The organism is Psychrobacter sp. SHUES1, assembly GCF_001652315.1.
GTDB classification, from domain to species: domain Bacteria; phylum Pseudomonadota; class Gammaproteobacteria; order Pseudomonadales; family Moraxellaceae; genus Psychrobacter; species Psychrobacter faecalis.
In genome coordinates this window covers 1-21,402 of sequence record NZ_LXWA01000040.1, presented here as the reverse complement: position 1 = coordinate 21,402, position 21,402 = coordinate 1, and the positions used below count along the sequence as shown (strand labels likewise).

General features: G+C 43.9%; 16 protein-coding genes and 1 tRNA gene. 1 reads left to right on the top strand and 16 read right to left on the bottom strand.

The window, feature by feature from the left end; all coding sequences use genetic code 11:
- Position 1: 1 nt before the first annotated feature.
- The 5 genes from A7325_RS04790 to pilM are packed head-to-tail and all read right to left on the bottom strand — an operon-like array spanning position 2 to position 2,969.
- On the bottom strand, positions 2–535 hold the full coding sequence (locus A7325_RS04790) for a pilus assembly protein PilP (protein ID WP_068405097.1): 534 nt from the start codon (positions 533–535) through the stop codon (positions 2–4).
- Complete coding sequence (locus tag A7325_RS04785) at positions 535–1,266, bottom strand: type 4a pilus biogenesis protein PilO (protein WP_068405096.1); 732 nt, start codon at positions 1,264–1,266, stop codon at positions 535–537. Before A7325_RS04785 ends, A7325_RS04790 begins: the two co-directional genes overlap by 1 nt.
- A complete protein-coding gene (locus A7325_RS04780) occupies positions 1,263–1,829 on the bottom strand; it encodes a PilN domain-containing protein (RefSeq protein WP_227514940.1) in 567 nt (188 codons plus the stop codon). The genes A7325_RS04785 and A7325_RS04780 overlap by 4 nt, the downstream gene beginning before the upstream one ends.
- On the bottom strand, positions 1,786–1,914 hold the full coding sequence (locus A7325_RS14100) for a hypothetical protein (RefSeq protein ID WP_264753694.1): 129 nt from the start codon (positions 1,912–1,914) through the stop codon (positions 1,786–1,788). Before A7325_RS14100 ends, A7325_RS04780 begins: the two co-directional genes overlap by 44 nt.
- The gene (gene pilM, locus A7325_RS04775; protein WP_068405094.1) at positions 1,914–2,969 is read right to left on the bottom strand and encodes a type IV pilus assembly protein PilM; all 1,056 of its coding nucleotides are present in this window, start codon (positions 2,967–2,969) and stop codon (positions 1,914–1,916) included. The genes A7325_RS14100 and pilM overlap by 1 nt, the downstream gene beginning before the upstream one ends.
- 213 nt (positions 2,970–3,182) lie before the next feature.
- Here pilM and A7325_RS04770 point away from each other — a divergent pair, with 213 nt between their 5' ends.
- Positions 3,183–5,858 (top strand): penicillin-binding protein 1A, encoded by a 2,676-nt coding sequence (locus A7325_RS04770; protein ID WP_068405092.1) that lies wholly within the window; start codon positions 3,183–3,185, stop codon positions 5,856–5,858.
- Between the two features lie 133 nt (positions 5,859–5,991).
- Here A7325_RS04770 and A7325_RS04765 read toward each other — a convergent pair whose 3' ends face one another.
- The 11 genes from A7325_RS04765 to A7325_RS04715 all read right to left on the bottom strand — a co-directional run bounded on the left by A7325_RS04765 (position 5,992) and on the right by A7325_RS04715 (position 20,940).
- Positions 5,992–6,534 carry a DUF6586 family protein gene (locus tag A7325_RS04765; RefSeq protein WP_068405090.1) on the bottom strand — a complete coding sequence of 181 codons (543 nt, stop codon included), beginning with the start codon at positions 6,532–6,534 and terminating at the stop codon, positions 5,992–5,994.
- A 230-nt stretch (positions 6,535–6,764) separates the two neighbouring features.
- Positions 6,765–7,412 (bottom strand): transposase, encoded by a 648-nt coding sequence (locus A7325_RS04760; protein WP_068405089.1) that lies wholly within the window; start codon positions 7,410–7,412, stop codon positions 6,765–6,767.
- A 324-nt stretch (positions 7,413–7,736) separates the two neighbouring features.
- Positions 7,737–11,957: a DNA-directed RNA polymerase subunit beta' gene (gene rpoC, locus A7325_RS04755; protein WP_068405088.1), complete on the bottom strand. Its 4,221-nt coding sequence runs from the start codon at positions 11,955–11,957 to the stop codon at positions 7,737–7,739.
- 167 nt (positions 11,958–12,124) lie between these two features.
- Positions 12,125–16,243, bottom strand: coding sequence for a DNA-directed RNA polymerase subunit beta (rpoB, locus tag A7325_RS04750; RefSeq protein WP_068405086.1), 4,119 nt, complete (start codon positions 16,241–16,243; stop codon positions 12,125–12,127).
- A gap of 803 nt (positions 16,244–17,046) precedes the next feature.
- Positions 17,047–17,421: a 50S ribosomal protein L7/L12 gene (gene rplL, locus A7325_RS04745; RefSeq protein WP_068405083.1), complete on the bottom strand. Its 375-nt coding sequence runs from the start codon at positions 17,419–17,421 to the stop codon at positions 17,047–17,049.
- Positions 17,422–17,547: 126 nt separating this feature from the next.
- On the bottom strand, positions 17,548–18,075 hold the full coding sequence (gene rplJ / locus A7325_RS04740) for a 50S ribosomal protein L10 (RefSeq protein WP_025652244.1): 528 nt from the start codon (positions 18,073–18,075) through the stop codon (positions 17,548–17,550).
- A gap of 427 nt (positions 18,076–18,502) precedes the next feature.
- Positions 18,503–19,204: a 50S ribosomal protein L1 gene (gene rplA / locus A7325_RS04735; protein ID WP_068405082.1), complete on the bottom strand. Its 702-nt coding sequence runs from the start codon at positions 19,202–19,204 to the stop codon at positions 18,503–18,505.
- Positions 19,205–19,636: a 50S ribosomal protein L11 gene (gene rplK / locus A7325_RS04730; protein ID WP_068405081.1), complete on the bottom strand. Its 432-nt coding sequence runs from the start codon at positions 19,634–19,636 to the stop codon at positions 19,205–19,207.
- A gap of 87 nt (positions 19,637–19,723) precedes the next feature.
- The gene (gene nusG, locus A7325_RS04725; protein ID WP_068405079.1) at positions 19,724–20,254 is read right to left on the bottom strand and encodes a transcription termination/antitermination protein NusG; all 531 of its coding nucleotides are present in this window, start codon (positions 20,252–20,254) and stop codon (positions 19,724–19,726) included.
- Positions 20,255–20,324: 70 nt separating this feature from the next.
- Positions 20,325–20,813 (bottom strand): preprotein translocase subunit SecE, encoded by a 489-nt coding sequence (gene secE, locus A7325_RS04720; RefSeq protein ID WP_068405077.1) that lies wholly within the window; start codon positions 20,811–20,813, stop codon positions 20,325–20,327.
- 51 nt (positions 20,814–20,864) lie between these two features.
- Positions 20,865–20,940 (bottom strand) — tRNA-Trp (locus A7325_RS04715).
- Between the last annotated feature and the right edge of the window lie 462 nt (positions 20,941–21,402).

Here is a 21,402-nt window from a genome sequence, read left to right as displayed (position 1 = left end):
CTTAGCTTATAGGGGAGACCAGCGACTGGGGTTTTTCAACAAACCCAGCGCGGCTGTCTGGCACAATTTCGATCAAGTTAATCTGGGTCGGCGTGATTTCAACAATACGGCCGTCATTTAAGCCAAGATAATTACCGACTCTTACGCTCGCAACCGAACCGTCAGGACGCTGCACTAAGGCATATTGCTGACCTTCAGGTGAAATAACGACGCCGCGAAAGACGAGTTGCGACAGCTCATATTGTTCAAGTGGTTCTTTCACTCGGGTTATATCAGGGCGCACACCATCAATAGAGGTGGCAGGGCCTTGGACATTCACTAAGCTTGGTGGCAAAAATGGGCTGCGCTGCGTACTGGCACTATAAACAAAATCTTCTACCAGCTCAGCTTTGGGCGGCGGCTCAATTGGCTGTGCTGGCTGGTTGCGAATATCAGTCATCGCCTGCTCTGCCATGCCAATACGGTCAGTACAACCGGTCATTGACAAAACAGTCGCGCTTAAAATCAGCAGCATGGGCAGTTTTTGGATACGCATTAGTTGCCTCCTGCAGCATCAGTGGTAGCAGCGTCTGGTGTGGCGGTTTCTTCACCTTCAGGAGCAGCTTCTTTTGAGCGATAGGTTTTGGTTTGTAGCACCAGATTGAGCTCAGGCAATACATCTAGAGTTGGCTGCGGATTACTGACTTCAAAATCATGCATGGTAATAATACGCGGCAAGGCAGCAAGACCACTGATAAAGCTACCAAACTGATGGTATTCACCTAAGGCAGCGATACGAATAGGCTGCTCAATAAAAAACTCATTCTCAATTTCAGGCTCAACAGAGATATCTTGAAAACGAATGTTACTGCCAACGCCCGTCATATTGATACCTTCGACCAGCTCTGATACGCGGGTATCTTTTGGGAGTTGATCGAGTAAAGTATTAAACTCAGTTTCCATTTGAATCACTTGCGCTTGATAGGCTTTTAAATGACGCGCACGCGATTCTTTTTCGCGGTAGCTATCAAGTAAAGTTTGCTGCTGACTTTCAGCGGCATTAATTTCATCAATTTTACTGCTGATTGGCAGCGCCCAAGATAGCGCTGCAATCAAAGCAATAATAAATCCAATCACGGTAACTTTGACAGGAAGCGGCCAGCTGCCGTAGTTTTCGCTGTCTAATGATTCGAAACTGCGGCGAAACTCATTCAAGTCAAACTGCTTTTTCGTACTTAACGCCTCTTTCTTGGTTTTAACCAAGCTCTTTTTTCGAATCAGTTTCATAACTCACCTCCAGACGCAGCGTTAGCTTCAGTCGCTTCCGCTGTTTCTGACTGTACTTTAGTCGTGACAACAAACTGAACATAGCTGTCTTCAGGATAAACCGGACGCGGCTGCGCTCCAGTAGTCACCGTATTTTCTAAGATGGGCGCGGCTTGATAGGCGCTGATATTCTGCTGAATATTGCTTACCGCTGAATTGCCCATCCATTTACTGCTGTCTAGATTACGAATCAAGCTAGAGACGATATTTGGATTATCAGCAAGACCTGTTAACGTCAGTACATCGCCTTCGCGTTTTAAATTGGTTAAATACAGAGCAGGCGGTATTGCTTTGGCAAGATCATCCCATATACGGACTGGAACCGGACGTCGACCTTGCAAATCTTGGATAACCTGCATCCGTGAGATGATGTCTTCACGGCGTTGTTCTAAGCTATCAATCTCTACTAAGGCTTTATCTAAGCGCGCGTTTTCTTGCTCAATCAGCGCATTGGCATCCAATTGCTCATCGAGTTCATTATTAAAATAGCTCCATGAGGCAAATGCCGCTAATAAAGTGAGCAAGGTTTGCGGCCACCAAAGTGATAAATTCTTTATTGCGGCGTTCGCGCTCTTCTTGCCGCCAGGGCAATAAGTTAATACGAGCCATTAGTCGAAGCTCCTTAACGCAAGACCGCACGCGGCCATTAAGCTTGGTGCATCAATCGCCAGTTGCTCATTATCGATATAAGGAGCAATGGTCATGTTGATGAACGGATTTGCGATAGTGACAGGGACACCCAATCGTTGCTGCGCCATACCGGCAAGCCCTGCAATAGAGCTGCTACCACCTGCTAGCACGACATGATCGATACTGCTGTATTGGCTTGATGAGAAGTAAAACTGTAATGAGCGCGTAATTTGCTGAATGGTATTTTCGATAAACGGTGTCAATACCTCAGGGTAGTAATCATCAGGTAGAGTGCGTTCACGTTTGCTAATGGTTGCTTCTTCAGCAGATAGTCCATAACGGTTTTGAATCGCATCAGTGAGCTGCGCACCACCAAATAACTGTTCACGGCTATAAATAAACTCACCGTTTTTAGCTATATATAAGGTCGTTTGGTTATGACCAATATCAACTAAAGCGACCAAGTCTGGTATATTTGAGAGATTATCGACCATCAAACCAAAGGCACGCTCAATAGCATGCGATTCGATATCCATCACTTCGGTTTGCAAACCGCCAAAAGTAAGCGCATCGACTCTTTGGTCGACGTTTTCTGAGCGCGACGCCGCTAGGAGCACTTGCACCATATCATCATTTATCAGTGACGGCCCTAGTACTTCAAAATCTAAATTTACATCTTCTAATAAATAAGGAATATATTGATCGGCATCCAAACGAATCTGCGCTTCACGCTCGACATCGTTAAGCACCATATCCATATCAATAATTTTGGTAATCACAGCAGAACCTGATACAGCAGTTGCCGCATTACTGCCCGCAGCTTGGCAACGCCGTGCTAGGCTTGCTATAGTATTACCTACGGCGTCAGTGTCTACGATGAGTTTGTCAACGACTACGCCTTCTGGTAGCGCTTCGATACCGTAAGACTTTAAATGAAAGATACCTTGTTGGCGCTGAATGTCGACCAGCTTTACTAACGTGGCGCAAATATCCACGCCAATCAAATGCCGACTTTTAGAAGTAAATAGCCTCACAAACTCTATACCTTATATTAAGTGTACATTCTGATAGTTATTTGTAATAATTTAGTACAACACTTTACTTAATAGATAGATTCAAGCATTTAGATTGTTTATCAAGCATTTAGACTACTTATTAAGCCACACTTACACATTTATTATTACCTGCCTATTTTGTTCAAGGTATAATCTCCTACCTGTTGCAAATTTTAATTGATAAGCCTGATTATGACCAAAAAAAATGCTACCGCTCGTCTCATTCACTTTTTGGTGGGGCTTTTCATTGCCTGCTTAGCGTTAGCGCTCATTTTAGCGCTTGCTGTACCGATTGGTTTTTATGGTATGGCGATGTATTTAGCGCCAACCTTACCCAGTACCCAAGAGATTAAAACCGCCAATCTTGAGATGCCTTTACAGATTTATAGTAGTGACGACAAGCTGATTGGTCAGTATGGCAACCGTTTATCGCTACCAGTTACATTTGAAGAAATCCCCGAAGGCTTAACGCATGCCTTTTTGGCGGCCGAAGATGCAACATTTTTCCAGCATAGCGGTATCAGTATTAAAGGACTTGGTCGCGCCGTGACCGAAGTGGTAACCGACGATGAAAGCCAAACCGGCGGCTCTACCATCACTATGCAGGTCGCTAAAAACTACTTTTTAAGCCCTGAACGTACATTAAACCGTAAATTAACGGAGCTGTTCTTAGCCCGTAAAATAGAAGATGAGCTGAGTAAGAACGACATTCTTACCTTATATGTCAATAAAATCTATCTAGGCGAAGGCGCTTATGGTATCCGCGCTGCTGCCAAAAAATACTATAGTAAATCACTTGAGAACCTGACGGTGGCCGAGATGGCTATGCTTGCAGGTTTGCCAAAAGCCCCTTCTAAATACAATCCTGTCGCCAATCCTAGTCGTGCGCTCACCCGCCGCAACTGGATTATTGGCCGTATGCATGAGCTTGGTTATATCACCAAGCAGCAGCACGACGAAGCGATCAACGCCCCTATCGGTATCAACCTTTATCAAGAAAAGCTTGATATGAACATGCCGTATTTGGCAGAGATGACACGTTCTGCCTTGGTCGAGCGCTATGGCGAACAAGTCATGAATGGCGGTTGGCGCGTGCGTTTGACTGTTGATAGTGAAGCGCAAAAAGCGGCAGAAAAGGCAATATTGACGGGGCTTGTGGCCTACGAGCATCGTCATGGCTGGCGCGGTCCAGAAGCAAACGGTGAACCGCTGGAAAAATTCCGTCGTTATAGCAATATGTCGCCGGCGAAAGTCACCAAGGTTAACTCACGCAGTTTTGAAGCAATCCTGCAGTCCGGTGAAAGCGTCACCGTCAATTGGTCTGGCATGAGCTGGGCACGTAAATATATCTCTGCCGACCGTATTGGCTATTTTCCGAGTAATGCCAGCCAGATTGTTAGTAAAAATGACATCGTGCGCTTGATACCAGCCGCTAATGGCAGTTGGCAATTGAGTCAAATACCAGACGTACAAGGCAGTTTGGTTTCCTTAAACCCTGAAACAGGCGCTGTACGAGCTTTGGTTGGCGGTTTTGATTTTAATCACAGTAAATTTAACCGCGCCCTACAAGGCTGGCGCCAGCCCGGCTCAACGATTAAACCACTGGTTTATACCGCGGCCCTAGAAAAAGGCTACCGCCCAGACAGCATTGTTTCAGACCGTCCGATTCAAGTAGGCGATTGGAAACCTAAAAACTCTGACCAACGTTTTTTAGGCGATATTACCTTGCGCCGTGGACTTTATTTATCACGTAACTTAGTGTCTATTCGCTTGCTACAAGCCATTGGTATCTCCGATGCACGTAATTTATTAGATGAGTTTGGACTCGATAAAGAAAAGCTGCCTACCACTTTGTCGTTAGCATTGGGCACAGGTCAAGCTACCCCATTACAAATGGCGACGGCTTATGCGACCTTTGCCAATGGTGGTCATCGTATTCAGCCTTATTTTATCGACCAAATTTATAATTATAATAATAAGCTGCTGTTTCAAGCCAACCCGCAACAAGCATGCGCGTTATGTTTTAATGAACAGCTCGACGACCTCAACAAAAAACTTATCGAAGATTATGAAGCAAAAGTAGAAGAAGAAAATAAGGCGTCGAAAAAATCAGAGAGCGATATTAAAGCTGAAAATAGTTCAGATTCTGATGCTACAGAAGACAGTCCATTAAAAGATAGCAAAGCACTTGATGTAGAAGTTTATGATGCCAGTCCAGATTCGGATCGCCTAAAAGCGCCAGTTTTGCAGTATGTACGTGCTGAGCAAGCGCCGCGTATTTTAAAACCGCGAGTGGCTTTTGAGATGGCCGATATTCTACGCGACGTTATCCAGCGCGGTACGGCTGTGCGCGCGAAAGCGTTGGGACGCGATGACATTGGTGGCAAAACCGGAACGACGAATGAAGCAAAAGACGCATGGTTTGCAGGGTTTCATCCTACCAATGCTACTGTCGTTTGGATGGGCTTTGATCAGCCATCAACGCTTGGACGCCGTGAATATGGCGGCGTGGCAGCGCTGCCTGTTTGGATGGACTTTATGAAAGCCCAGTTAAATAACACCCCTCATCAATGGGTAGCTATCAATAACCGTGCCAAATCTAAAAAGCAGAAGCAGACTATCATAGAAATGATGGACGAAGGCGCAGCTGAGCTTGAAGATGAAGAAGCAGATGATGGCAAATCAGCAAAGCCAGTCAAAACCACCACTCAACAACGTAAGCCACCTGCCCCTGAGCCAGTTGAAGAGCAGATTCAAAATCGACCCGCTCCTGAAAAACCAAAACCAAGTCGTACTGATAACGGTAATCCTCAAAACAAACCTTTATCAGCCACGCCGGTTGAGCGCATGCCGCCGATGCCCGAATAAATAAGGGACAGTTTTAGTTTAGATGCAAAGAAAAGGTCTGGCACAATTTCACTGTGCCAGACCTTTTTTATTAACACTTATTTATAAAAATAAAGCCTATTACTTAAACAGAGTATAAAAGCCTAGAGGTTATTTAAAACTCAACCATACCGGCGCGCAGTTGTTCGATCAGCTCTAATAATTGCTGCCGCCATTCGCGTATGGTCGCCTCATCTGGCAGCCACTGATTTGATAACGTCACGACATTAACAATCAGATCGGGTGCCGCTGCTGTGCCGCGACCTGCCTTGTCATTTATTACCTTATCATCTATTACATTCTCAGGTAACACTGGATATAGACAACGCTGATAGGCACGCTCTATATCAGCCAAAAAACCTTGCTGTAAAAGCTGCTCTAAGCGCTGTACTTCAGGCGATACTTGCGTACGGGCGCTTAGTCCTTCTTCAATATCTGCTAAGGTTAGCGCGGTCATCGTTAAACCATAAAAATTTCCAAGCTCTTGTATAAAAGCAAGATAGGCGCCGTATAAATGAAAAATAGCGGTCTCACAGTGCGCTTGGTATAGTTGTTTATCGCTCGTATTAGCAGCTGCTTGACAGCCCAAACGACAAAAATATAATTTTTGATTGGTACGATCAGCTTGGTATTTAGCAACGCGAGTCTTACCGGCCATGCGCTTATCCCTATGTATTTATAAGTTAATTGAATGAAGTGAATTGTTTAATTGGCTACCGTCATTGAAAATGTCATATCATTCTATAACGCGCTCAAAATCTATTAATAGTAATTTAAAAGGCATCTTTATAGCAATGTACGTTTTGCTTAAGTTATTATAAAAAAGGGTGTAATGGACAAAATTCATGCTAAAAAGTAGAAGGTACTCGCTAATGGACATAATTCATGCTATTTGAGCGACTTTGATAGTAGAAAGTCTTTAATAAACCGTAACTTACGGTGCTCACTTAGTCCGCGATGACTGTGTAATTGACGCTTTAACTCACTGAATAATCCTTCAAGAGAATTGGTGGTATTTGGTATGTCTAGATGCTTATATTCTTGATAAGTGAATAACCAATCACTATTGGTTCTGAGGCTACGATAAGCACTTCTAAGGCGCTTATGCGTGTACCACGTTCTAGTGTTATCGTCATTGGTACTACGTTCATTGAGATAGGCTTCATGATTCACATACCAGTGATCTAAGCGCTCTATGAAGTCAGCTTTATTAAGCTGTGTTAAGTTTAAAGTAAGCCGTCTAAGCTCAATACTTGCTATGTTCTTAGGGCGACGAGTGAGGTAGCGGGTCACTATTTGCACCTGATGAAACTGGCACATCTGGCAAGGGGTGCGGGTGAATAGAGTACGCAGTCCTCGTCTACCATCACAGGTGATGCTTTGTATATCAACGCCTAAAGACGCTAGATAATCAATTCCTTGTTTGTAGGCACTGTTGGTTTCATGACTCACTATCGCGTAATAAAGTACGGTTCTAGGGGTATTGTCCATAAAGACCATTAAACCAAACTTGCGACCAAAGTAAGTGGTGTCCATGATGATATTAGCAGCCTTTGGTCGCTTAATCTGATACTGGGTACTGACTTTATCTAAGCGTCTTTGAATGGTCTTGAGACTACAGTCTTCTTAGTGTGTTTATCACGACAAAAAGGGCAGTTTTTTGATTCATGGCGTTGATTCCTTGCAAATATAGACAGTATATAGCGTTAGACCCTATGCCAGCATGAAAAATGTCCATTACACCTAAAAAAGTGATGGTATACAAAAATAATTTATAAACTCTATTTTCTTTAGGCAATAAAAAAGCCAGCAACTGAGGCTGGCTTTTTTATTGAGAGAAATAACTAAAGGTTATTTAGATTAATGATTACCTTGGTTAAGCTCTTGAGCAAAGGCTTCATCAAAGCTTGCAAAGTCTGTGCTATCGGTACTAGCAGACATATCAAACGCTGCATTCAAATCATTATCTTGCAGCTTTTGCTCCGCTTTTTCTTTGCGAGCTTTATGATAAGCAAGACCAGTACCAGCAGGAATCAAGCGACCAACCACCACGTTCTCTTTTAGACCGCGTAGCTCATCAACTTTACCTGTCACAGCTGCCGCCGTTAGGACACGGGTTGTCTCCTGGAACGATGCCGCTGAGATAAAGCTTTCTGTTGCCAAGCTTGCTTTGGTAATACCAAGCAATTGACGCTCATACTTAACTGGGAACTTATCTTCCGCTTCCAGTTTCGCATTCAGCGCTTTGACGTCAGCGTACTCAACCTGGTCACCTTTAAAGTAGCTTGAATCACCACCGTCCGTGACTTCAACTTTACGCAGCATCTGACGAATGATAACTTCGATGTGCTTGTCGTTGATTTTCACGCCCTGTAAGCGATAAACGTCCTGAACTTCGTTTACGATATAATCAGCAAGCGCAGTTTGTCCTTTTAGACGTAAGATATCGTGCGGGTTTTGTGGACCATCAGCGATAATCTCACCACGAGCAACCGTCTCGTTTTCGAAGACGTTGATCTGACGCCATTTCGGGATTAGCTCTTCATGGACTTCACCATCTTCATTGGTAATAATGAAGCGATTTTTACCTTTGGTCTCTTTGCCGAAGCTGACGACACCGGTCATTTCTGCCATGATGGCATGATCTTTCGGACGACGCGCTTCAAATAAGTCAGCAACGCGTGGTAGACCACCGGTAATATCTTTGGTTCCTGAAGACGCTTGTGGTACACGGCCTAGAATCGAACCGGCTGCTACTTTCTCACCGTCGCTAACACGAATAATCGTTTCAGCTGGTAAGAAGTAAACCACTTCTTTACCTTCGTCAGTGTTCAAGATAATCGCCGGACGTAAGTCTTTGGCTGAGCTTGAACGGTCACGAGTCGCTAGGATTTCAAACGAGCTCATACCAGTGGCATCATCAACTTTAACTGTTGCTGTCGAACCATCAACAATATCACTAAAGCGTGCGGTACCCGCAAATTCTGTAATGATTGGATGAGTGTGCGGATCCCATTTAGCGATGGTTTGACCGCCTTCGACCTGCTCTTCGTTTTTCACAAGGACGCTTGAACCATAAGGTACTTTATAGCGCTCACGCTCACGGCCAAGCTCATCGGTCAATGCCAATTCTGCTGAACGCGATACGATAACCAAGTGACCATCGGTATGTTGTACCGTTTTCATGTTCTCAAAGTGCACTTGACCCGCATTACGTGCTGAGATGCTATTGTCTACAGAAGCAGAACTTGCAGCCCCACCAACGTGGAACGTACGCATGGTTAACTGAGTACCAGGTTCGCCGATAGACTGCGCTGCCATAACACCGACTGACTCGCCGATATTGACTTTATGACCACGAGCAAGGTCACGACCATAACACTGTGAACAAACGCCATGCTCAATATCACACGTGATGACCGAACGTACCCAAATATCATCAATCGCGTTGTTATCAAGCACATTTACCCAATACTCATCGATTAAGGTACCTGCTGGAATCAAGACTTTTGACGCATCATCGTTGTAAGTAACATCACGCGCGGTCACACGACCAAGGACTAGCTCACCGAGTCTCTCGATGATTTCGCCACCTTGAATGTGCGGCTTCATGAGCAAGCCTTCCTCAGTACCACAATCTTCGCTAGTGATAACCAAATCTTGCGCTACGTCAACCAAACGGCGCGTCAAGTAACCTGAGTTAGCGGTTTTTAGAGCGGTATCAGCTAAGCCTTTACGCGCACCGTGCGTTGAAATAAAGTACTGCAATACGGTCAAACCTTCGCGGAAGTTGGCTTTAATCGGTGTCTCAATAATTGAGCCATCCGGTTTTGCCATCAAACCACGCATACCTGCTAACTGGCGAATCTGAGCGGCACTACCACGAGCACCAGAATCCGACATGATAAAGATAGAGTTGAACGATTTCTGCTCGTCTTCTTCACCTTTGGCATTGATGACTTTATCGGTCGCCAAGTTATCCATCATCGCTTTAGCGACTTTATCATTGGTACGCGACCAGATATCAACCACTTTGTTATAACGCTCACCCGCGGTCACAAAACCTTGCTCGAATTGATCTTCAATCTCGCGAACTTCTGCTTCAGCGGTTTCGATGATTTGTTTTTTCAGCGGTGGAATGACCATGTCATCGATACCGATAGACACGCCAGATAAGGTTGCTTGTGCAAAACCAAGATACATCAATTGGTCAGCAAACATAACACTTTCTTTCACGCCAACTTTACGGTAGCAAGAGTTGATCAACTTAGAGATATTTTTCTTGGTCATCTCTTGGTTACACTCATCAAACGTCATACCTTTAGGCATGATATTCCAGATCAACAAACGGCCAGCAACGGTATCTTGCATCTTGACTTCTTTGGTCTCATTACCTTCGTCGTCGACATGAGTTTCCGTCACACGCACTTTAATCTTAGCGTTAACATGCAAATCGTTTGAGCCAATCGCACGCAATGCTTCATTAACGGTGGCAAAGATCATGCCCTCGCCTTTGGCATTGATTGATGAACGGCTGATGTAGTACAGACCCAATACAACGTCTTGTGATGGTACGATGATTGGATCACCGTTGGCAGGCGACAAGATATTGTTGGTCGACATCATAAGCGCACGTGATTCAAGCTGTGCTTCTAGGGTCAATGGCACGTGTACCGCCATTTGGTCACCGTCAAAGTCGGCGTTGAACGCGGTACAAACGAGAGGGTGCAGCTGAATCGCTTTACCTTCAATCAATACTGGCTCAAATGCTTGTAGACCCAAACGGTGAAGCGTCGGCGCACGGTTCAGTAGTACTGGATGCTCACGGATAACCATGGCCAGCATATCCCACACTTGTGGCTCTTCACGCTCTACCATCTTTTTAGCGGCTTTAATCGTTGTCGCTAAACCATGAGACAATAGTTTGTTATAAGTAAATGGTTTGAATAGCTCAAGTGCCATTTTCTTCGGTAGACCACACTGATGTAGACGCAGGGTCGGACCTACAACGATAACCGAACGACCAGAGTAGTCAACACGCTTACCAAGTAAGTTCTGACGGAAACGACCTTGCTTACCTTTGATCATATCGGCCAAAGATTTTAATGGGCGCTTATTACTACCGGTAATCGCACGACCGCGGCGACCGTTATCAAGCAAGGCATCGACTGACTCTTGCAACATACGTTTTTCGTTACGTACGATGATATCAGGGGCGCTTAGCTCTAATAGACGCTTTAGACGGTTGTTACGGTTAATCACGCGGCGATATAAATCGTTTAGATCTGATGTGGCAAAACGGCCGCCTTCTAGCGGTACTAGCGGGCGCAAATCTGGTGGTAGTACTGGTAAGATATTCATTACCATCCACTCAGGCTTGTTATTAGAATCACGGAATGCTTCTAATAATTTAAGACGCTTAGACATCTTTTTAAGTTTAGTCTCAGAACCAGTTTGCGGAATGGCTTCACGCAGCTCATCAATCTCAATATCTAAATCGATGTCTTTTAATAAATCTTGAACCGCTTCAGCACCCATTTTGGCTGTGAATTCATCGCCAAATTCTTCAAGCGCTTTATAATAATCTTCATCATCAAGCAGCTGATACTTCTCTAAAGAAGTCAGACCAGGCTCGGTGACGATATAGCTTTCAAAATATAGGACGCGTTCGATATCACGAAGCGTCATATCTAACAACAGACCAATGCGGCTTGGTAAAGATTTTAAGAACCAAATATGCGCAACAGGGCTCGCTAGGTCGATATGACCCATGCGGTCGCGACGTACTTTAGCGGTCGTGACTTCAACGCCACATTTTTCACAGATAACGCCTTGGAATTTACGGCGCTTGTATTTTCCGCATAAACATTCAAAGTCTTTTACTGGGCCAAAGATTTTGGCACAGAACAGACCATCACGCTCAGGCTTAAACGTACGATAGTTAATCGTTTCTGGTTTTTTAACTTCACCATGTGACCATGATTTGATCACATCAGGTGAGGCCAACGTAATTTGAATACTGTCAAATTCATGGTTACCGTTACCGGTAGGGCTTTGCATGATATCGAGTAAATCTTTCAAGTTGCTTCTCCGTTATCTTTATAATCATCTGACAGCGTATTAGGAGCGCGGCTAAGATGAATGAAGGCAATGAATAGGGTTGAGACAAATCACTAAAAGCAGCAGCAATAAAGCAGACTGCCTTTAGTGGACAACTAAGTTAAACAGCAATTTTGCCTGCCTTGGTTTTAGTTGCTTTGTTTTAACTCAATATTAATACCCAGTGATTTGATTTCTTTGGTCAATACGTTAAACGATTCAGGCATACCTGGATCCATGTATTGTTCACCATCGACGATGTTTTTGTACATACGTGTACGGCCTTCAACGTCATCCGACTTCACCGTTAGCATCTCTTGCAAGGTATAAGTCGCGCCATATGCTTCTAGGGCCCAAACTTCCATCTCACCGAAGCGCTGGCCACCAAACTGGGCTTTACCACCAAGCGGCTGCTGCGTCACAAGCGAGTAAGAACCGGTAGAACGCGCATGCATCTTGTCATCAACCAAGTGGTTAAGTTTGAGCATATACATATAGCCAACGGTTACTTTACGGTCAAACTTCTGACCCGTACGACCATCATACAAGGTCTGCTGACCATCGCGATCCATTCCCGCAAGCTCAAGCAATTCTTTGACTTGATACTCATGAGCACCATCAAATACTGCGGTACCCATTGGTACACCGTCGCGTAAGTTGTCCGCCAGCGCCATGATGTCATCATCACTTAAGCTATCAAGATCAACGCTCTCACCGCCTACTTTGTTATAGATTTTATCTAAGAAATCACGCAAATCTTTAATCGCGGCTTGGGCTTTGAGCATACCGTCAATCTTTTCGCCGAGGCCTTTCGCTGCCATACCCAAATGCGTCTCTAGTACCTGACCGATGTTCATACGCGATGGTACACCAAGTGGGTTCAAGACGATGTCAACGGTATTACCATGTTCATCATAAGGCATGTCTTCAACCGGCATAATGCGCGATACCACACCTTTGTTACCATGACGACCGGCCATTTTATCACCAGGCTGGATACGACGCTTAACCGCTAGATATACTTTAACGATTTTTTGTACGCCATGCTGTAAGTCATCACCAGCGGTCAATTTGCGTTTTTTCTCAGCAAACTTCACATCGATGTCTTTTTGCTTATCAACTAAGTAATCAGCGATTTGCGTCAGACGCTCAGAGATTTCTTCTTCAACCGGCTGAATATCTAGCAAGGTTTCAAGGCTCATCTCTTTCATATCAGCCAATGCCATGACTGTACCGGCTTTTAGACCAGAACCGCCACTGACTTTTTGACCATCAAGCAAGCTTGCGATACGGCCACGAGCCGCTTCTTCAAAGATACGTAGCTCTTCTTTTAAATCTTTACGGTAGCTATCAAGCTGTGATTTTTCAATCGCTTTGGCACGCGCATCTTTTTCAACGCCGTCACGGGTAAAGACTTGGACGTCAATGACCGTACCTTTGCTTGATGTTGGAACACGCAATGAGGTGTCTTTCACATCAGCGGCTTTTTCACCAAAGATCGCTCTGAGCAGTTTTTCTTCTGGGGTCAGTTGCGTCTCACCTTTTGGCGTGACTTTACCAACTAAGATATCACCAGCGTCAACTTCAGCACCGATATAAACGATACCTGCTTCATCAAGGCTTGATAACGCCGCTTCACCAACGTTTGGAATATCGGCAGTAATCTCTTCGGTACCAAGCTTAGTATCACGTGCTACACAAGTTAATTCTTGGATATGAATGGTGGTGAAACGATCTTCTTTGACCACTTTTTCAGATAACAAAATCGAATCTTCGAAGTTGTAACCATTCCAAGGCATAAAGGCAATACGAATGTTCTGACCTAACGCAAGCTCTCCAAGGTCGGTTGACGGACCATCGGCTAAGATATCACCAAAAGCAATTTCATCACCTTGGTTAACGATAATACGTTGGTTAATACAAGTGTTTTGGTTTGAGCGCGTGTATTTGATCAAGTTATAGATATCAATACCCGCTTCACCGGCGACCATTTCATCTTCATTGACACGCACGACGATACGCGACGCATCAACGTCTTCGATCACACCGCCACGCTTCGCGATCACACAAACACCAGAGTCACGAGCAACGTGACGCTCCATACCGGTACCAACTAACGGCTTATCAGCACGTAACGTAGGAACAGCCTGACGTTGCATGTTCGAGCCCATGAGCGCTCGGTTAGCATCGTCATGCTCTAGGAACGGAATCAAACCGGCGGCAACCGACACCACCTGACTTGGCGACACATCCATATGCGTCACTTTTTCTGGCGGCATACGTACAAACTCACCATAGCTACGCACACTGACCATTTCATCAGATAGCGCGCCTTCGGCCGTTACTGGTGAATCCGCCTGAGCAATGACCGTACCGACTTCTTCAATCGCTGACAAGTATTCGATTTGATCCGTTACTTTACCGTCAACCACACGGCGATATGGTGTTTCTAGGAAGCCAAAGCTGTTGGTTTTAGCAAAAGTCGCAAGCGAGTTAATCAAGCCAATGTTTGGACCTTCAGGTGTTTCAATCGGACAGACACGGCCATAATGGGTATCGTGAACGTCACGTACTTCAAAGCCTGCACGCTCACGGGTCAAACCGCCCGGTCCTAACGCTGATACACGGCGTTTATGCGTCACTTCCGACAATGGATTGTTCTGATCCATAAACTGTGATAACTGGCTTGAACCAAAGAATTCTTTCACTGCTGCCGCTACAGGCTTTGAGTTGATCAAATCTTGTGGTGACAAGTTATCAGATTCCGCTGATGATAGGCGCTCTTTTACCGCACGCTCAACACGCACTAGGCCGACACGGAACTGGTTTTCAGCCATCTCACCAACCGAACGAATACGGCGGTTACCTAAATGGTCGATATCATCGACTTCGCCGCGACCGTTACGAATTTCAATCAATTCTTTTAGAACGTTAACGATATCATCATTAGTCAAAACACTACGCGCGCGCTGTACATCAGCATCGTCAGTGTCTTCAAACTCTAGACCCAAACGACGGTTAAACTTCATGCGGCCAACGTTTGATAGGTCATAACGATCGGCGTTAAAGAACATGCTTTCAAACAGCTTTTCAGCAGTTTCAACCGTTGGTGGCTCACCTGGGCGCATGACCTTATAAATTTCAATCAAGGCTTCTTCACGGCTTGAGGTGCTATCGGCGCGTAGCGTATCGGCAATATAACTGCCTTGATCGATATCGTTGGTAAATAGAATGCTGAATTCTTTGATAGAATCACTGGCTTCATACGAACTTAATTTAACCAATAATTCATGATCAATAAGCGTATTAGCACGCGCAATCACTTCATCATTGACAACGATGTCTTCGGCCAAAATGCGTTCGTATAAATACTCATCAGGAATCGCAATTTTGGTCATACCCGCTTCTTCAAGCTGACGGATACGGCGGGCGTTGATACGTTTGCCCTGCTCGACGATCACCTCACCTTCTGGTGATACGATATCAAACTGTGCCATCTCGCCACGCAGACGATCCGCAACCAAATCGATCTCAAACTGCTCTTCGCCTTTATATACTTTTACTTTATCAAAGAACAAATCTAAGATTTCAGAGGTAGTTAGGCCTAGAGCGCGTAGGATAATAGACGCAAGCAATTTACGGCGACGGTCAATACGCGCGAAAACCAAATCTTTGGCATCAAATTCAAAGTCTAACCAAGAACCACGGTAAGGAATAATACGGGCGTTATAAAGTACTTTACCACTTGAATGCGACTTACCTTTATCATGGTCAAAGAACACACCTGGTGAACGGTGCAACTGCGATACGATCACACGCTCAGTACCATTAATAATAAAGGTACCGTTAGCAGTCATCAATGGCATCTCACCCATATAGACGCTTTGCTCACGGATGTCTTTGATCGCCGCTTTGCTGTCTTTGTCTTTGCTGTCTTTATCTTTGATAATCAGACGGATTTTAACGCGCATTGGCGCTGCAAAGGTCGAACCACGTAAGATACACTCACGCTCATCAAACTCAGGCGTGCCTAAATAATATTCAACAAATTGTAGCTCTGCGTTACCAGAGTGACTCTCAATTGGAAAAATAGAAGAAAACGCAGCTTGTAAACCAGTATTCTCACGAGCTTTTGGCTTTTTATGCTCTTGCAAAAATTGCTCATAAGAATCTACTTGGATAGACAACAAATAGGGAATGTCCATCACAGTAGGCAATTCAGCAAAACTTTTGCGAATACGCTTTTTTTCAGTATAAGAATATGCCATCGAGAGTCCTTACAGTAAACGTGGAAACAAATTGAAAGCGCGGCCGACTTGCATCAATACTATTTAATATGAATATCATGCAAACTTGGCAACGTAAACGATAATATAAAACGGATATTCATGCTCATTTAATGACTGCTGATTAATTCACGCGTATAGTGCATAATTAATCCAGTTTATTTAAGCGTAAATCGGCATCTAAGCATGCCTATATGAGTGCTAACACTAAAAATTTCAATGCCTTGCACCTTTTAACTTTGTAGTACTTACGAGTAACCACTGCACCGTATCTAAGACCAATAACTGGCATTTAGATACTATTGATTCTCTTTGTAAATTCACTTAAAGTACTATTGCTACTTCTCTTTTAAAAACCTACTCATCATCTGCTATCATAAGTAATATCGTCGCTGATATCTACCGTCTACCAGTGCATATACTGACAGTAAAACCTTACCAGATGACTTAATGAACAGCGTTTAGATTAAAAATCTGAGATAACTATAAATTTTGAAACAGTGACTTATTATAAAGCAGTGACTTTTAGAATCAGTATAAATTATAGTGTTAATGAAAAGCATGCAGACACAAAAAAATGCCAAACATCGATCGACGTTTAGCTCGTTAACTGATTTCAATAACTACTAAGTGTGCTTGCATGTATATCGTCTGTCCTTTTGATGGGTATCCACCGTGATGTTGCATACGTATGTTGGCAGACACAAAAGGTCAAGCTACGGATTATAATAAAAAAAAGCTGATAATGCAAGGCATTACCAGCTTTTTTTGTACAGCAGTTGAACTTATTTTAGTTCAATAGTTGCACCAGCTTCTTCAAGTTTCTTTTTCAACTCTTCAGCTTCAGCTTTGTTTACGCCTTCTTTGATTGGAGCTGGAGCGCTTTCAACCAAATCTTTCGCTTCTTTCAAGCCAAGGCCAGTAGCTTCACGTACTGCTTTAATGACGCCAACTTTCTTCTCGCCAAAGCTGGCAAGAACAACGTCAAACTCGTCTTTTTCTTCAGCAGCGGCAGCAGCAGGACCAGCAGCAGCAGGTGCAGCAGCGGCAACAGCAGCAGTTACGCCGAATTTTTCTTCCATGTCGCTGATTAACTCAACGATATCCATTACTGACATTTCAGCGATTGCGTTTAACACATCATCTTTAGATAGTGCCATGAGAACTCTCCGTTATCTGATAAAATTTAGTTGGTTTTAATATCGCTTGGATTGCTTGCCAAATGTTTAAATAGGGTTGGCAATAAAGTGCAATCGGCGATGTCAAAGTTACGTTAAAACAAGCAATTAAGCAGCTTCTTTTGCGTCTTTGATTGCCGCTACCGTGCGAACGAACTTGCCAGGAACTGCGTTCATAGTCTGGACAAGCTTGGTCACTGGTGCGTTCATAGTAGCCATTAGGATAGAGATTGCTTCGTCGCGAGTTGGTAGCTTCGATACGCGCTCTAGCTCTTCTGGACCATAAACTTCACCACCGACTGATACCAATTTGGTCTCTAAAGCTTTGTTATCTTTGCTGAAGTCGAAAACGACTCGAGCGGCAGATCCCAAATCTTCCATAGAGAAAGCCAAAAGTAGTGGACCAGTCATACGGTCTGACATGCTCTCAAACTTAGTGCCTTCAAAAGCGCGTTTTGCTAGGGTATTTTTTACCACTTTTAAAACGACACCTTTATCACGAGCTTGTTCGCGCAGCTGAGTAAGCTTTGCAACACCAATACCGTGATATTCGGCAGCTACTGCTGAGTAAGCATTAGCAGCAACTTCAGACACTTCAGCCACAACTTGTTGTTTTTGCTCTAGCGTTAATGCCATAAGTTGACTCCTTTAATCTTATCAATCCGCTCATTATTTAATATTCTAAAACCGAAGTTTTGAACAATGTAAACAACTTACTACGACTGACTTGATACGACACGTTATGTATAAACTCCATAAAGAGTTCATTCATAACGACTGATTACGGCACCGTTATCAGACTGACATCGAGTAATAATTTGGTATAAATACCAATCTATTGGCTCTTATCAACAACTGGGTGGGTCACCGTCTGCGTAGGACAACTAAGATTTTCACCTGTCGTCGATTAACAAAAGCAGCTTACCATCACAAGTAATAATAAACCGCTTTCTACCTACGGTCTTAGACAGCGAAGCGTTTGCTACGCTGACCTAATTCTTTAAAACAATATAGGCGCTTTATTCAAAATCGTCGAATAAAGAGCAGTTTTTATACAAAAAAATTATTTGGCAACGCGATATGGAACAGGATCAATTGAGATACCTGGACCCATAGTGCTAGACAAGGTGATTTTCTTAATGAAAGTACCTTTAGACGTCGCAGGTTTAGCGCGTTTAAGATCAGATAGTAATGCTTGAGCATTTTGCATAACTTGCTCAGCAGTAAAGCCAACTTGACCGATCGTGGTATGGATAATACCCGCTTTATCAACACGGTACTGTGCTTGACCCGCTTTCGCATTAGTCACAGCTTCAGCAACGTTAGGCGTTACCGTACCAACTTTTGGGTTAGGCATTAGGCCACGTGGACCTAGGATAGTACCTAATTGACCAACCACACGCATCGCGTCAGGAGCAGCAATAACGATATCAAAGTCCATGTTACCGGCTTTGATTTGCTCAGCTAGGTCTTCAAAACCAACGATGTCAGCACCCGCTTCTTTAGCGGCTTCAGCAGCAGCGCCTTGAGCAAAGACAGCAACGCGTTTGGTTTTACCAGTACCCGCAGGTAGGTTGGTAGCACCACGAACGACTTGATCAGATTTACGTGGGTCAACGCCCAAGTTTACTGCGATATCGATAGACTCTTTGAATTTAAGGGCTGGCAAATCGTTTAGGATTTGAACGGCTTCTTCAAGAGTGTATAATTTTTCGTTTTCAACGCGCTCAGCGATTAGCTTTTGACGCTTAGTAAGTTTACTCATTTACACACCCTCCACGGTAATACCCATTGAACGTGCAGTACCAGCGATAGTACGGACAGCAGCATCAAGACCAGCAGCGGTTAAGTCTGCATCTTTAGTCTTAACGATTTCTTCTAATTGTGCACGGTCAACTTTACCGACTTTAGCGGTGTTAGGTGTACCAGAACCTTTAGCGATGCCAGCAGCCTTACGTAGTAAGTATGCCGCTGGTGGTGACTTCATGATGAAGGTAAAAGATTTATCGCTGTATACGGTGATCTCAGTAGGAATCGGTAGACCCGGCTCTTGGTTTGAGGTCGCAGCGTTAAATTCTTTACAGAACGCCATGATATTCACGCCTTTTTGACCCAATGCTGGACCAATCGGTGGTGAAGGATTTGCTTTACCTGCAGGCACTTGCAGTTTGATGTAACCATCAATCTTCTTAGCCATGATACTCTCCTAAATGGGTAATAGCGCCAAATCAATGTGGTATGTACATTGACTAACAGCTCCCCGGTTGATGAATGTTTTACAGGTTTAGTCTAGTTTTTCAACCTTACTAAACTCAAGCTCGACTTGCGTCGGGCGATTAAATACGTTTACCGTTAAATGCAGTTTAGACTTCTCATAGTCCACTTTTTCCACCAACCCTTTAAAGTCAGTAAATGGACCATCGATAACCAACAACTCTTCGCCTGGCTCAAATAGAGTCTTCGGACGTGGGTCAGCTTCAGTCTGATTTAAACGGTTTAAAATACGGTCGGCTTCTACTTGCGTAATCGGTGCTGGCGTTTCAGGCGTGCCACCGACAAAGCCCATAATACGCGGGCAGTCTTTGACTATATGCCACGTGTTGTCGTTCATTTCCATCTGAATCAATACATAGCCTGGAAAGAACTTACGCTCACTTTTACGCTTTTTGCCGTCTTTCATTTCAACGACTTCTTCGGTAGGTACCAAAACATCGCCGAATGAATCAGCAAATTCACTACGATTGATACGATCAGTTAATGAACGTTGTACTTGCTTTTCATATCCTGAAAACGCTTGGACAATATACCAACGCATATCACGCTCCTGATCAGTAAAGTTAAGTCGTTATAAGTAAATTTGGTTTAATGGACACTAATACGCGTCATTAACCAATAAAAATACCAACGAACCAGTTAAAAAAGTTATCTAATAGCCAAACCAAAAAACCCACAATAGCAATCATGACAATCGTTTGCCATGTGTATTGAAAGGTTTCATCTTTGCCAGGCCATGTGACTCGGCGTAGCTCAACGGCGGCATCTTTTAATAATATTTTAAAAGCGCGGCCTTGATGCGTTAACGCTAAGCAGACCAAGGCAATAATAACTAGAGCAACGATGATACCAATACGCATCCAAACATCATTGGCAGGTTGCCAATAGCCTGGTAAGTATTGATTGACTAAGGTTGCTCCTATCAAAATTACTGCGGCAAGTAGCCACAATACCACATCTTTAACTGAACCAGTTTTAGCAACTTCAACAGCGGTTGTTTGATTATTCGCCGAAACGTGCTTATCTTTGGACAGCATTCCACCAGCCACTGCCTTAGCATCAGATAACTTAGTCTCGAGGTTATCTTGATTATTGCTCATAAAGAACTCACTTCGGAGATGGTGGGGTATGACAAAGATATGATAAGAAGATGGCAGGCGATGTAGGACTCGAACCTACAACCCTCGGTTTTGGAGACCGATGCTCTACCAATTGAGCCAATCGCCTATGGGTGTAAAGGACAGCATTATACAATATTGAGCATAGAATGCAAGCATTTAGGAATAAAATTCTACTGCGACGCTAATATCACTGTTCTTAAGCCTCTCTATGAAAACACTTAATACGAATAAAAACCAAACGTACAAGGTGCTAACGAGGTGCAGCGTTAATATAGCAAGCTCGGTGGAGAATTACAATAGACACCAATCAGATAATAAGCACTTTTTAAGGTACATGTATAAACCCATATAAGGTGAGATGGGTTTTTGCCTGCCTCACTCTTCTACTATGTTTTTTTAACCCCTTATCCTCATTCATACCCCACAAAAAAAGCCACCCTTTATCAGGATAATGCCAGTCAGTTAACGCTGACTGGTATTTTTTTTGGGATATTTTTGTGGTTTACCCTTAACTACCCTCGGGCAAGATCGCTTTCTACGTTCAGGAATGACAAACAATTTTCCTTCC

What these genes read in the sequence shown, in the direction of transcription:
- rplK (WP_068405081.1), bottom strand. Translation starts at nt 19,636, where the DNA reads ATGGCTAAGAAGATTGATGGTTACATCAAACTGCAAGTGCCTGCAGGT.
- nusG (WP_068405079.1), bottom strand. Translation starts at nt 20,254, where the DNA reads ATGCGTTGGTATATTGTCCAAGCGTTTTCAGGATATGAAAAGCAAGTA.
- A7325_RS04770 (WP_068405092.1), top strand. Translation starts at nt 3,183, where the DNA reads ATGACCAAAAAAAATGCTACCGCTCGTCTCATTCACTTTTTGGTGGGG.
- A7325_RS04765 (WP_068405090.1), bottom strand. Translation starts at nt 6,534, where the DNA reads ATGGCCGGTAAGACTCGCGTTGCTAAATACCAAGCTGATCGTACCAAT.
- A7325_RS04790 (WP_068405097.1), bottom strand. Translation starts at nt 535, where the DNA reads ATGCGTATCCAAAAACTGCCCATGCTGCTGATTTTAAGCGCGACTGTT.
- rplL (WP_068405083.1), bottom strand. Translation starts at nt 17,421, where the DNA reads ATGGCACTATCTAAAGATGATGTGTTAAACGCAATCGCTGAAATGTCA.
- rplJ (WP_025652244.1), bottom strand. Translation starts at nt 18,075, where the DNA reads ATGGCATTAACGCTAGAGCAAAAACAACAAGTTGTGGCTGAAGTGTCT.
- A7325_RS14100 (WP_264753694.1), bottom strand. Translation starts at nt 1,914, where the DNA reads ATGGCTCGTATTAACTTATTGCCCTGGCGGCAAGAAGAGCGCGAACGC.
- A7325_RS04760 (WP_068405089.1), bottom strand. Translation starts at nt 7,412, where the DNA reads ATGGACACCACTTACTTTGGTCGCAAGTTTGGTTTAATGGTCTTTATG.
- secE (WP_068405077.1), bottom strand. Translation starts at nt 20,813, where the DNA reads ATGAGCAATAATCAAGATAACCTCGAGACTAAGTTATCTGATGCTAAG.
- rplA (WP_068405082.1), bottom strand. Translation starts at nt 19,204, where the DNA reads ATGAGTAAACTTACTAAGCGTCAAAAGCTAATCGCTGAGCGCGTTGAA.
- rpoB (WP_068405086.1), bottom strand. Translation starts at nt 16,243, where the DNA reads ATGGCATATTCTTATACTGAAAAAAAGCGTATTCGCAAAAGTTTTGCT.
- A7325_RS04785 (WP_068405096.1), bottom strand. Translation starts at nt 1,266, where the DNA reads ATGAAACTGATTCGAAAAAAGAGCTTGGTTAAAACCAAGAAAGAGGCG.